Genomic DNA, 12254 nt, shown 5'->3' on the forward strand with positions numbered 1-12254 from the left:
GGATTGAGAGCCAAATCGAATTTCCTCAAGCACGAATTGCAAAGCTTTCAGATGCGCACAGAGCGGTCATTATCGGGCATCGATTCTGCGGCTCCGATCGCCCTCCGAAACCCGCTCGACGCCCTCGAACCCCCACATTGTCAAACCCCCATATAGCGCCCGCTGCGGTGGTTGACGGCGATCACCATGTTCAGCGCCAAGGCCCCGAGCAGCGACAGCAGCACCTGCAGCGGCGGCAACAACCACAACGCGCCCAGCAAGATCAGCGCATCACAGGCCATTTGCACCACCCCTGCGCGCCACCCAAGGCGCTTTTGCAGGTACACCGCCATGATCCCCAGGCCCCCCAAGCTGGCGTGGTGGCGCAAGATGATCAAAATGCCGGTGCCAGCCAGCAAGCCAGCCAGCACCGCCGCCAGCACCGGGTGCAGCCGCTCGAACGCCAGCCACAGCGGCAGCCATTGCACCCACAGCGCCAGCAAGGCCACGGCGGCAAAGGTCTTGAGGGTGAACAGCGGCCCCAGCGCCAGCCAGGCAAAGACGTAAAACGGCAGATTGACGGCAAACATCAGCCAGCCCAAGGGCCACTCCAAGGCGTAGTGCAGCAAGAAGGCCAGCCCGGTGGTGCCGCCGGTGAGCAGCAAGGCCTGCTGAAACATGAGCACGGCCAAGGCCACGAACAGGCTGCCCACCAGCAGGCCCTGCACGTCTTCGAAAACGCTGTGGGGCGGCGCAGCCACTGCGTGCGGCGGCGCATGCTTCATGGGTGCATGCGGCCGGCCTCGGCCAGCACCACCCGGTTGCGGCCCTGCGCCTTGGCGGCGTAGAGCGCCATGTCGGCTTGGTGGATGAGCAAATCGGGCTCGCTGGCGTGATCCGGCGCCACCGCCACCCCGATCGACAGGCTCAGGCTCAGGCGCACCCCATTGACCAAAATGTCCAAGGCTGCAAAAGCCTGCCGCCAGATTTGCGCGCGTTCATAGGCTTCATCCGCCCCCATGCCGGGCAGCAGCAGCAAAAACTCCTCGCCACCGTAGCGACAGGCCAGGTCTTCGCGGCGGCTCAACTCGAGCAGCAGTTGCCCCAGGCGCACCAGCACCTGATCGCCCACGCCGTGCCCGTGGCGGTCGTTGACTTGCTTGAAATGATCGATGTCGAGCAGCATCACGCACAGGGGCACCTGCTCGCGCTGGCAGCGCGCCCACTCGCGTTCCAGCGTCGATTGCAGGTAGCGCCGATTGAACAAGCCGGTAAGCGGGTCGCGAACGGCCTGTTCGCGCAGCTCCACCTGCAGCCGCTCGATCTCGTGCAAGCGATCGGACAGCGCGGCGTTGAGCGCCTGCAATTCAACCTCGCGCGCGCGCAGCGTGGCACGGGTGTGGCGCAGCACCTGGGTGCGCTGGTGCGCCAACACCCCGATGCCCAGCAGATAGCCCGAAATCCCGACCATGCTCAGCAGCTTGACCCACCCGCTTTCGTCGGTGTAAACATGCCAGCCACCCAGCGCGGCACCCAGCAAGGCACCTGCAGCAAACAGGGCCAGCGACCAGACGATGCCGTTGAATCCGCGCAAAATCGCGCTGTTGATGGTGGTGGAGATGAAGAACATGAAGCCGATGAACGCCGGAAAACCCAGCCAGGCGACCCAGGCGCCGAACAAAAAACTGTCGAACAGGAGGTTTTGCAGCTCGGCTTGCTTGGGGTCGGGCGCGCGCCGTGCGCGCCAGTAGACCAGGTGCGGGTAGGCGAGCAATTGCAAGCCAAGCAGCCCCCAGACCAGCGCCGGCTGACCCTGACCCCACAGGTGCAGGGTCAGGATCAGAAAAGCCAACGGGTAGGACAGCGCACGCACCCGCCAATGGGTATCGACAACCCAATGCACCTTGGGCTGAAGTGTCGTGGCAGTCATGGCTAGGCTGTTTATAGATTGAATCGCACCCGTTCGGCCCCAGCATCCGCCGAGCCGTGCATATCTGCCCGTTGCAGCTTTGCCCCTCAAACCTTGCGTACACGTGCTCAGGCGCACGGTCTGAGCGAGAATAGCACATGCCCATGCGCCCCGAACCCCCATATCAACACGGACAAACCCCGCATATCGGGGTTTTGCTCTGCAACCTCGGCACCCCCACCGCCCCCACGGCGGCGGCGCTGCGTCCATATCTGGCGCAGTTCTTGAGCGACCCACGGGTGGTCGAGCTGCCGCGTCTGCTCTGGTGGCCGATCTTGCACGGCGTGGTGCTGCGGTTGCGGCCGCGCAAATCGGCCGCCAAATACGCCAGCATCTGGCTGCCCGAGGGCTCGCCGCTCAAGGTCTGGACCGAGCGCCAAGCGGCGCTGTTGCAGGGCTATCTGGGCGAACGTGGCCACCAGGTGCAGGTGCGTTGGGCCATGCGCTACGGCCAGCCCTCGGTGGCCAGCGGGCTTGACGCACTCAAGGCCGCCGGCTGCACGCGCATCCTGGTGCTGCCGGCCTACCCCCAATACAGCGCCGCCACCACAGCCAGCGTGGCCGACGCCGTGTTTGCCTGGGGCCGCAAGGTGCGCAACCTGCCCGAACTGCGGCTGGTGCGCAACTACCACGACCAACCCGAGCACATCGCCGCGCTGGCGGCCTCGGTGCAGCGCCACTGGCAGGCGCATGGCCGCCCCGATGTGTTGCTGTTGAGCTTTCACGGCATGCCGGCGCGCACGCTGGACAAGGGCGACCCCTACCACTGCGAATGCCACAAAACCGCACGCCTGCTGGCCGCGGCGCTGGGCTTGAACAGCACCCAGTACCGCGTCACCTTCCAGTCGCGCTTTGGCCGTGCCCAGTGGCTGCAACCCTACACCGAACCGACGCTGGTCGATCTGGCGCGCAGCGGTGTGGCGCGGGTCGATGCCCTCTGCCCCGGCTTTGCCTGCGACTGCATCGAAACGCTGGAAGAAATCGCGCTCGAAGCCAAAGCCGCCTTCATGCAGGCCGGCGGGCGCGAGTTCCACTACATCCCCTGCCTCAACGACAGCGCCGAGGGCATGCGCGCCCTCACCGCCTTGTGTGAACAGCACCTGGCTGGGTGGCCCACCCGCGTGCCCCTCGACCCGAGCGTGGGTCCAGCCAGTCGCGCCCGTGCACTGGCCATGGGGGCGCAGCAGTGAGCGGCGCGGCATCCTGCAGCGCGTCAGGCCGCCGCTTTGATCTGGCGCAATAAACCTGCGACGCAGCCCGTGCGGCGCAAGGCAGGAGGCTCAAGGGGGCTTGCGGCTGTCACAAATCGAATCTATAATCAAACCTCATGTTGCGGTGCAGCAAAAGCAGCGCCCACATGTGCGGGTCGTTTACACGAACCGCTGCAGGGCGGGGTGCAGGGTCCAGAACCGAGTTGCAGCTGCCCTCACCCTCTGACTTGCCCACCCTTTTCAGGAGCCTCACCATGTTGACCACGGAACAGATGATTGCCGCCCAAAAAGCCAACATCGAAACCCTTTTTGGCCTGACGCAAAAGGCCTTTGAAGGCGTCGAGCGCATGTTGGAGCTCAACATGCAAGCCGCCCGTGCGGCGCTGGCCGACACCTCGAACAACACCCAGGCGCTGATGAGCGTCAAAGACGCGCAGGAGCTGCTGGCCCTGCAGGCCTCCCTGATGCAGCCGCTGGCGGAAAAAACCGCCGCCTACAGCCGTCAGCTGTACGAGATCGCTGCCGGCACCGGCGGCGAGTTCGCCAGGTTCGCCGAGCACCAAGGGGCCGAGGCGCAGCAAAAATTCATGGCCGTGGTCGACAACGTGGCCCGCAACGCCCCGGCCGGCTCCGAAACCGCCGTGGCGGTGATGAAAAACGCCGTCAGCACCGCCAACAACGCCATGGAAACCGTGCAGCGCGCCGTCAAGCAAGCCACCGAAGTGGCACAGACCAACTTCCAAGCCATGGCCGACAACGCCGTGGGCGCCAGCAAGGCCACCACTGCCGCGCGCAAGCGCTGACCGGTTCTGGTCGTCGCGAGCCCGCTGCCTGCTTGCCCGCCGGTCCTACAAGCCAGACAGTGCGTCTGGCTTTAAAAATGTTCAGCTTTGCAAACAAGAATGGTTTTTATTTGTGCTAACATAGCCAGGCGTTGTTAGCGCATCCCGGTTCGGGGCTGTCCCAGCGTCGGCTCCGTGTCCTGTCTTGTTCAATTGCATAATCGAGGACATCATGAAAGTCAGCAGAAGGAATCTGTTCGTGCACGCAGGTGCGGCGTCGGTGGCGGGGGCTGCTCTGGCGGTCGCGCCCCAGGCCTTTGCCCAAGGCGCTGCGGGCGCGGGCGTGGTCAACATCTACAGCTCGCGCCACTACGGCGTCGAGGGTGTGTTCGAGACTTTCACGCGCGAAACCGGCATCCGCGTGCGCTTCACCAGCGGTGGCGACGCCGCCTTGCGCGAGCGCATCCGCGCCGAAGGCCGCCACACCCCGGCCGACATGTACATCGCGGTCGATGCCGGCAACCTGGCGCTGGCCGGTACCCAGGGCCTGCTGCAAGCGACCACCAGCGCCGCGCTGAGCAGCAACATTCCGGCCAACCTGCGTTGCCCCGGCAACCTGTGGTTTGGCCTGACGCAGCGCGTGCGCACCATCCTGTTCCACCCGGCGCGTGTGCAGCCGGCCGAGCTGTCCACCTACGAAGCGCTGGCCGACCCGCGTTGGCGCGGCCGCCTGGTCATGCGCCCGGCCACGCACTCCTACACCCAGTCGCTGGTGGCGAGCATGATCGCCGCCCACGGCGAAGCCCGCGCCGAACAGGTTGTGCGCGGCTGGGTGGCCAACAACCCGACCCTGATCGACAGCGACACGCGCATCCTGGAAACGCTGGCCGCCGGCGGCGGCGACGTGGCGCTGACCAACCACTACTACCTCGGACGCTTGCTGCAGGCCAATTCGGCCTTCCCGGTGCGCGTGTTCTGGGCCAACCAGGCTGCGGGGGAGCGTGGCGTACACGTCAACGTCAGCGGCGCCGGCATCACCACGCACGCGCAAAACCGCGACAACGCGCTGCGCCTGCTCGAGTGGCTCAGCACGCCGCGCGGCCAGGAGCTGTTCGCGGGCTCGAACCACGAGTACCCGGCCAGCCCGGCGGCTCCGGTGCACCCGATCATCGCCGGCTTTGGCCCCTTCCGTGGCGACCGCCTGCCCCTGACCGAGCTGGGCCGCCTGCAGGCCGACGCCATCCGCCTGCTGGACCGCGCCGGCTACCGTTGACCGGGCTTGCTGTGGCCCACAAACGCTAGCCTTTGCTTCCCCAGACCCGCCCCCGCTCCAGGTTGAACGCCATCGATGTCTGAAGTCGCCATTCAACCGGGAGCGGCTCCGGCGGGCCACACCGGCCGCTCTGGGCACCTGGGTGCCACGCTCAGTTCGGTTTTCATCGCCACGCTGGCGATCTTTCCCGTATTCATCGTCGCCATCACGCTGCTCACGCCGACACCGGCCATCTGGCAGCATTTGTGGGAGACGCTGCTGCCGCTGCTGCTGGCCAACACGCTGCTGCTGCTGCTGGGCGTCGGGCTCGGTACGCTGTTTTTAGGCGCAGGCTTGGCCTGGTTGGTCACGGCTTACGAGTTTCCGGGGCGCAGCCTGTTTCAGTGGTTGCTGATGCTGCCCATGGCGGTGCCGGCCTACATCATGGGCTTTGTGTTCATGGCCACCTTCGACCTGGCCGGGCCGGTGCAAAGCGCGCTGCGCGACTGGACCGGAACGTCGGCCTGGTTCCCCGAGGTGCGCTCGCCGCTGGGCGCGATCACGGTCATGACGCTGGTGCTCTACCCCTACGTCTACATGCTGGCGCTGGTGGGCTACCGCGGCGTGTCGGGCTCGGCTTTCGACACCGCGCGCGTGCATGGCTACGGCCCATCGCGCTTTTTCTGGAAGGTGGTGCTGCCGATTTCGCGCCCGGCCATCGCCGCTGGCGTGGCGCTGGCGCTGATGGAAGCGCTGGCCGACTTTGCCACCGTGCGCTACTTCAATTTTCCCACCCTGGCCGACGGCGTGGTGCGCATCTGGCACGGCATGATGGACTTGCAGGCGGCGAGCGAACTGGCCGGCCTGCTGGCGCTGGTGGCGCTGTGCGCGCTGCTGCTGGAGCGCTCGCAACGCGGGCGCACGCGCTACCACGAAACCGGCGGCAAGACACCGGGGATGCCACGCCTGCATTTGGCGGGGCAAAAAAAATGGCTCGCCACCCTGGCCTGCGCTGCCGTGCTGGGGATGGCCTTTGTGCTGCCCGTGAGTCAGCTCATGTCCTGGGCTTCGGTCGAGTTCGCGCAAATGACACCGGGCACGGCACGGGTCTATCTGGAGCTTGCGGCCAACAGCCTGCTGCTGGCGAGCATCGCGGCAGCGGTGGCGGTGTTGTGCGCAATCGTGCTCTCGAGCGCGGTGCGCTCATCCGGCAAGCCGGCCATGCGCGGCATGGCCACGCTGGCCACGGTCGGCTATGCGATTCCGGGCCCGGTGTTGGCGGTCGGCATCCTGCTCACGCTCACGCCGCTGGACCACGCGCTCAACTACTTCACCGAGTATTGGGCCGGCGTGACGGTGGGGCTGCTGCTGACCGGCTCGATGGTCGGGCTGGTGTACGGCTACGTGGCGCGTTTTCTGGCCGTGGCCTACCAAAGCACCGACGCCGCGCTGGAAAAGGTGCGCCCCAACCTGACCCTGGCCGCGCGCACGCTGGGCGCGGGGCCGTGGCGCATCCTGACGCGCATCCACCTGCCGCTGGCCGCACCGGGCATCATCGTCGCCGCCGCGCTGGTGTTCGTGGACGTGATGAAAGAGCTGCCGATCACGCTCATGCTGCGCCCCTTTGGCTACGAAACGCTGGCGACCTGGGTCTGGCAAATGGCGGCCGAATCGATCTGGAGCGGTGCCGCCGTGCCCGCGCTGGGCATCGTGCTCGCTGGGCTGCTGCCGGTGGTGCTGCTGGTGCGGCTGCTGGTGCGGGATTAGTTGCGCTGCTCCGAACCCAATCCGAGCTCAATTCCAGATGGCGCGCCAGGCATGGTAAGCGCTCGGTCGGATGCGGTAGCGAGCGATGTTGCCCTCGTGCAGACTCAGCAGTTGGGTTTCAACCGCTTCAATGAACCGGTTACGGTCTACGCCCTCGATCAGCGTGTGCGCAAAGCGCTGGATATGAACAATCGCGGCTGACTTGTCCATTTTTTCGCACACCACGGACGCGACCGCCTGCGTGATGGCTTGCCGATAGCGAAGGCGAAACGGATCGGGTTCACCCAGTGACTGACGCACTGCAGAATAGCGCGCGCAGGAACGCCGATAGGCCCAGGCAAAGACATCGCGCAGCAGCTCCACACGGTTGCTTTCATAAACGCCCAGCATGGCGCTGTGGTACACCTGCTGCGGCACATCGACAAAGGACAATGGGCACAAATTGCGCTGAATCAAGGGGATGTTGGCGGCCAGGCGCGACACCCGCTTGTTCACGTCCTCGAACGGCTGCACATACGGCAGGTGCACCATGACAAAAAACGCCTGTTCGAACGGGTCTGCAATGGCGCTGGCCGTCTCGAGCACCTGGTTGAAACATTCCTCGATGCGCTGGGGCCCCTGCAGCGGCAGGAAGGTGGTCTGGCCTATGCCCACCGCGATCGTGCGCAAACGACCGCTGGCGCTTGGGTCGCCCAGCAGGTTGTCAGACAACAAGGCGTGCAAATTGAGCAGGGTGTAGCGGTTGAATCCAATCTCTGCGGCCGATTCGATCAAGAACTCAAGCGCTTCCTTGTGATTCAAGATCATCTGCGCTTCAAAGGCATCCTTGCCTGCTGCAGCCTGGCCCGCTGAAAGCAGACGCTCGGTTTCCAGCAGCGTATAGGTGTTGCCCTCCAGTCGGCTGGAGTTCCAGGACAGGTCGATCAGGAGCCGCTGGGCGAGCTGGCGCGCGTAGGTTCCGGCCGGCGCATGGCCGCTGCTGGCTTGCCCCTGCGACAGCAGTTCGTCTCGCAGCGTCTGGCTGAGGTAATAGGTTTCGTTGGGGCGGTAGGCGTCCAGAAAAGCGCGCCTGTACCCCACGGGTTGGCGCAGCGCGAGGGGCTGGCGCACCTGTTGCTCGATGGCTCGGGCTTCTGGGGAGAGGGGAATCGTGGCTTCGCCGTATGCAACTGCACTGGACGTGCCAGCGGCATGGAACTGCGCTTCCACCACCACGCGACGCAGATAGACGACCGCGCGCCCTTGCCCCGCGCGCCGCACCTGCCCCTGAGCGATCAGCGCCTTGAGCCAGCGCTGCAAGCTGCGACGGCTGGAGGCAGCCGCCAAGCGCTGCTCGATCTGCTCGATGCGAGCACCCTCTGGATAGTGGGCCAAAGCGGCAAGCACCGCCTCGAGGGCTTGGGTCGTGATGGGTCTGAGCACGCTGCTTCCTGTCGCGCAAAACATGAATCGCGACACAAAAAAGGATGAAATTGTCGCGCAATCAGTATAGCGACACGATAGCTGTCGCGCAAATTTTTTCCCGACCGTCTGCGCGCCTCGAAAGTTTGTCGCAGGCTCAAGTGCCCTCACACCGCAGCGGCATCGGCGATCGGTCGCAGTTGCGCCTGCAGAGTCGGCAGCATGGCTTGCATGGCGGCGCGCCCGGCGGCGATGGCGCGCTGGCGGGCGCCAAAATCGGCGCTGCCGATGCCGTCCAGGTCGGGCCGCAACGCCACATCGGCGCCGGCCAAGGCCAGCCGGTTGATGCTCTGGCCCATGATGGTGAAGGTGCGCAGCAGCACGCGCACGGCGTCGGTGGCGTAGTCATCGCTCAGACCGCTCGAAATATCGACCGCCAGCACCCGCTCGGCCCCCATGGCGCGCGCCTGCTGCACCGGCACCGGGGCCACCAGCCCGCCATCGACGTAATTGTGCCCGGCTATGGGCACGGGCGAGAACACCCCAGGCACGGCGCTGGAGGCGCGCACCGCCTGCCCGCTGTCGCCACGCCTGAACAACACCCCTGCGCCGTTGCCCAGATCGGTGGCCAGCACGCCCACCGGCAGCGCCAGTTCCTGCAACTGCCGGTTGTTCAACATGCGGTTGACCCAGCGCGCCAGCGCGTCGCCGCGCAGCAGACCGCGGTTGAAGATCGGCAGCGTCCAGTCGGTAAACACCACCTCTTCCATCTCGAGCGCGGCCTGCTCGAGCTGTTGCCCGTTCATGCCGCTGGCGTAGAGCACCGCCACCAGGCTGCCGGCCGAAGTGCCCGCCACCAGCGCCGGACGGATGCCCTCGCGCTCCAGCACCTGGATCACGCCGATGTGCGCAAACCCGCGCGCCGCCCCACCCCCCAGCGCCAACCCCAGGCGCGGCGGGCGCAGCGGGGCCGGAGCAGGTGGCATAGCGGCCGGTGTGGGGGGCTGTTCCATGCTCAGCGTACCGCAGCCGGTGAGCGCGAGCAACAGCCCGGCCGCAGCCGCGCGTCGCGTCAGGCCGTTGCAGGCAGGCTGGAGCGCAAGGTGCGGCGGATGTGCCATCGGGGGCTGCGGCTGCGTATCGGTGAAGCGGGAGGTCATGGGTTGCAAGGGTTCAGGAGCCCGGATTTTCGCTGCGTTTTTATCCCATAATTGACGTACACGTCAACCAGGAGCACAACCCATGCAGATCGCAGGCAAGGTTTTCATCGTCACCGGGGCGGCCTCGGGGCTGGGTGAGGGCACGGCGCGCCACCTGAGCAGCCTGGGCGGCCGGGTGCTGTTGGCCGACCTCAAGCTCGAGGTCGGGCAGGCGCTGGCGCACGACATCGGCGGCGTATTCGTGCGCTGCGACGTCTCCAGCGAGGCCGACGGGCAGGCGGTGGTGCAGCGCGCCTGCGAGCTGGGCACCTTGGCGGGTTTGGTCAACTGCGCCGGCATTGCGCCGGCAGCCAAGACCGTGGGCAAAGACGGCGCGCACGATCTGGCGCTGTTCGCCCAGACCCTGCAAGTCAATCTGCTGGGCAGCTTCAACATGATCCGCCTGACCGCCGCCGCCATGAGCCGCAACGCGCCCGAGCCCAGCGGCGAGCGCGGCGTGCTGATCTCCACCGCCTCGGTGGCCGCCTACGACGGCCAGATCGGCCAAGCCGCCTACGCCGCCTCCAAGGGCGGCATCGTCGGCATGACGCTGCCGATCGCGCGCGACCTGGCGCGCAACGGCATCCGCAACATGACGATCGCCCCCGGCATCTTTGGCACCCCGATGCTCTTTGGCATGCCCCCAGAGGTGCAAGACGCGCTCGCCGCCAGCGTGCCCTTCCCCTCGCGCCTGGGGCGGCCACTGGATTACGCGCGGCTGGTGCAGCACATCATCGAAAACGAGATGCTCAACGGCGAAGTGATCCGCCTCGACGGCGCGATCCGGCTGCCGCCGCGCTGAAAAGGTGGCTGCGCGCCTGCGGCCGCCGGGTTTGGGCATTGGGTCAGACCCCTACCGCCGTCGTGGAGTCGGGGCACTAAGATCGGCCAACCCCATCCGCCTGCTTGCACCACCATGCCCGAACCCGCTGCCGCCCATTCAGCCGCCTGGTTGCTCGCGCTCGGCCCGCACTACGGCGTGCTCAAGCATCTGCATCAGGCCTGCGTGGCCTGCAGTCTGCTGCTGTTTGCGCTGCGCTGGGCGGGGGTGCTGCGGCGCGCCGCCTGGCCGCTGCAGCCGCAGGCGCGGCACGCCAGCGTCGGACTGGACACGTTGCTGCTGGCAACCGGCCTGGCGCTGTGGTGGGCGGGCGGCTGGCAGTTGCTGCAGGCACCCTGGCTGCAGGCGAAGCTGCTGTTGCTGCTGCTCTACATCGTGCTCGGCTCGTTTGCGCTCAAGCGCGCGCGCACGCGCCGTGCACGCCTGTTGTGCGGGCTGGCGGCGCTGGCCGTGGCGGCGCAGATGGTGGGCGTGGCGCTGTGGCTGCACCCGCTCGGTTGGGGCTACGCGCTGCTCGACCATGCAACCTGAGGCGGTGCCGCCGGGTAGGTGGGCGCGCTGGCGGCGCGCGGCGCTGACGCTGGCGGGCCTGCTGTCGCTGGCGCTCGGTCTGCTCGGGGTCGTGCTGCCGGGCTTGCCGACGACGCCGCTGGTGCTGCTGGCGGCCTGGTGTTTTGCCCAGGCCTCGCCGCACCTGCACGCCTGGCTGCGCCAGCAGCGCTACCTGGGCGCGCTGGTGCGCGACTGGGAGGCGCAGCGCAGCCTGTCGCTGCGCGTCAAGTGGTGGGCGTGTACGCTCATGCTGCTCATGGTGGCGCTGTCGCTGTGGCAGTTGCAGCACTGGCCCTGGCTGGCGGCGCTGGTGGCGCTGGCGGCGCTGCTGGGCTGCGTGGTGGTCTGGCGCTTGCCGACGCGGCGCTGAAGGGCGCTGCCGCGCCGGGCCTGCAAGGCCGCGCCAGCGCCTGTCAGCACCTTTCAGCGCTCGAACTGCGGAAACAGCAGGTTGTTTTCCAGGTGGATGTGCTGCATCAAATCCTCCACCAGCCGTTCGGTGCCGGCGTACAGCGCGCGCCAGGTGGTGCAGGCGCCTGCGGGCGGAGTGTGCTGCTGCGTCAGCGCGGCCAGCCGCTCCAGGTTCGCGCCGTGCTCGGTGTGCTCGTGCCGCATCACGCCGATCGGGCCGCAGATCATCGGGTGCCCGCCGCTGCGCAGCACGGGGAACAGAATCTGCTCCTCCTTGGCCATGTGCTGCTCCAGCTCGGCTTGCAGGAACTCCAAAAAATCGGCCAGACCGACGGGCGCAGCCGGGTGCTGGCCGTGTACCGCCTCGACCCGGCGCGCCATGCGCACCAGCTCCGGCAACTGCTGGCGGTGCGTGTCGTGGTAGCGCTGCAGAATCAACTCGATCAACTGCGCCGGATCGGCGCTCGGGACGGCGGGCGCGCTGGCCTGCTGCAGCGCCTCCAGCCCGGCCAGCAGCGCTGCCAGGTCCAGCGCCCGCTCGGGGCTGCGTTCGGCGCAGGCCTGCGCCAGGCTGCGCTGGCCGTTGCAGCAAAAATCCAGCTTGTGCTGACGCAGCAGCGCGGTGGCGCCAGGAATGTCGATGGCGATCTGCGCCAGGGTCTGCTGCAGCAGCGGATGCGTTACGGTGTGCATGGGGTTCCTCGTTTTCCGTTGAATAGCCGAGTGATATTGTCGGAAAAAGAGGCACTTCCAGGGGGAGTAGCGCCATCGTTCAAAAGATGTATTCCGGCGCCGCTCATGCAACTGCTCCAGGGTCTGGCTTCGCGCGCTTTCCATGCACAATAGGAGCATCAAACCCAGCAAAAGCCCCCCACTTTTTTGGGCCGGAT

Annotated in this window: 12 protein-coding genes; 7 read left to right on the forward strand and 5 right to left on the reverse strand. The window is 66.8% G+C overall.

The window, feature by feature from the left end; all coding sequences use genetic code 11:
- Positions 1 to 140 precede the first annotated feature (140 nt).
- Together AAAZ40_RS07985 and AAAZ40_RS07990 are read right to left on the reverse strand one after the other, a co-directional pair.
- Positions 141 to 764 (reverse strand): YitT family protein, encoded by a 624-nt coding sequence (locus AAAZ40_RS07985; RefSeq protein WP_476659864.1) that lies wholly within the window; start codon positions 762 to 764, stop codon positions 141 to 143.
- Positions 761 to 1909, reverse strand: coding sequence for a sensor domain-containing diguanylate cyclase (locus AAAZ40_RS07990; RefSeq protein WP_476659865.1), 1149 nt, complete (start codon positions 1907 to 1909; stop codon positions 761 to 763). Before AAAZ40_RS07990 ends, AAAZ40_RS07985 begins: the two co-directional genes overlap by 4 nt.
- A gap of 137 nt (positions 1910 to 2046) precedes the next feature.
- Here AAAZ40_RS07990 and hemH point away from each other — a divergent pair, with 137 nt between their 5' ends.
- The 4 genes from hemH (at position 2047) to AAAZ40_RS08010 (ending at position 6960) form a co-directional block, all read left to right on the forward strand.
- Positions 2047 to 3138 carry a ferrochelatase gene (hemH, locus tag AAAZ40_RS07995; RefSeq protein WP_476659866.1) on the forward strand — a complete coding sequence of 364 codons (1092 nt, stop codon included), beginning with the start codon at positions 2047 to 2049 and terminating at the stop codon, positions 3136 to 3138.
- A gap of 275 nt (positions 3139 to 3413) precedes the next feature.
- Complete coding sequence (locus AAAZ40_RS08000; RefSeq protein WP_476659867.1) at positions 3414 to 3962, forward strand: phasin family protein; 549 nt, start codon at positions 3414 to 3416, stop codon at positions 3960 to 3962.
- Positions 3963 to 4173: 211 nt separating this feature from the next.
- Positions 4174 to 5214: an extracellular solute-binding protein gene (locus AAAZ40_RS08005; RefSeq protein WP_476659868.1), complete on the forward strand. Its 1041-nt coding sequence runs from the start codon at positions 4174 to 4176 to the stop codon at positions 5212 to 5214.
- A 75-nt stretch (positions 5215 to 5289) separates the two neighbouring features.
- Positions 5290 to 6960, forward strand: coding sequence for an ABC transporter permease (locus AAAZ40_RS08010; RefSeq protein ID WP_476659869.1), 1671 nt, complete (start codon positions 5290 to 5292; stop codon positions 6958 to 6960).
- 27 nt (positions 6961 to 6987) lie between these two features.
- Here the strand turns inward: AAAZ40_RS08010 and AAAZ40_RS08015 are convergent, their stop codons facing one another.
- On the reverse strand, positions 6988 to 8346 hold the full coding sequence (locus AAAZ40_RS08015; protein WP_476659870.1) for a Fic family protein: 1359 nt from the start codon (positions 8344 to 8346) through the stop codon (positions 6988 to 6990).
- A 182-nt stretch (positions 8347 to 8528) separates the two neighbouring features.
- Positions 8529 to 9521 (reverse strand): patatin-like phospholipase family protein, encoded by a 993-nt coding sequence (locus AAAZ40_RS08020; RefSeq protein ID WP_476659871.1) that lies wholly within the window; start codon positions 9519 to 9521, stop codon positions 8529 to 8531.
- 82 nt (positions 9522 to 9603) lie between these two features.
- Between AAAZ40_RS08020 and AAAZ40_RS08025 the strand changes: the two genes are divergently transcribed.
- From AAAZ40_RS08025 to AAAZ40_RS08035, 3 genes are all read left to right on the forward strand, one after another.
- The gene (locus AAAZ40_RS08025) at positions 9604 to 10362 is read left to right on the forward strand and encodes a 3-hydroxyacyl-CoA dehydrogenase (RefSeq protein WP_476659872.1); all 759 of its coding nucleotides are present in this window, start codon (positions 9604 to 9606) and stop codon (positions 10360 to 10362) included.
- Between the two features lie 114 nt (positions 10363 to 10476).
- Positions 10477 to 10932 (forward strand): SirB2 family protein, encoded by a 456-nt coding sequence (locus tag AAAZ40_RS08030; RefSeq protein WP_476659873.1) that lies wholly within the window; start codon positions 10477 to 10479, stop codon positions 10930 to 10932.
- Positions 10922 to 11323, forward strand: a complete 402-nt coding sequence (locus tag AAAZ40_RS08035; protein ID WP_476659874.1) for a YbaN family protein — start codon at positions 10922 to 10924, stop codon at positions 11321 to 11323. The genes AAAZ40_RS08030 and AAAZ40_RS08035 overlap by 11 nt, the downstream gene beginning before the upstream one ends.
- A 53-nt stretch (positions 11324 to 11376) precedes the next feature.
- On the opposite strand, the gene ytfE is transcribed toward AAAZ40_RS08035, so the two are convergent.
- The gene (gene ytfE, locus AAAZ40_RS08040; protein ID WP_476659875.1) at positions 11377 to 12057 is read right to left on the reverse strand and encodes an iron-sulfur cluster repair protein YtfE; all 681 of its coding nucleotides are present in this window, start codon (positions 12055 to 12057) and stop codon (positions 11377 to 11379) included.
- Positions 12058 to 12254: the final 197 nt, after the last annotated feature.

The sequence above is a fragment of the Serpentinimonas sp. SMBJO2 genome, assembly GCF_056341105.1.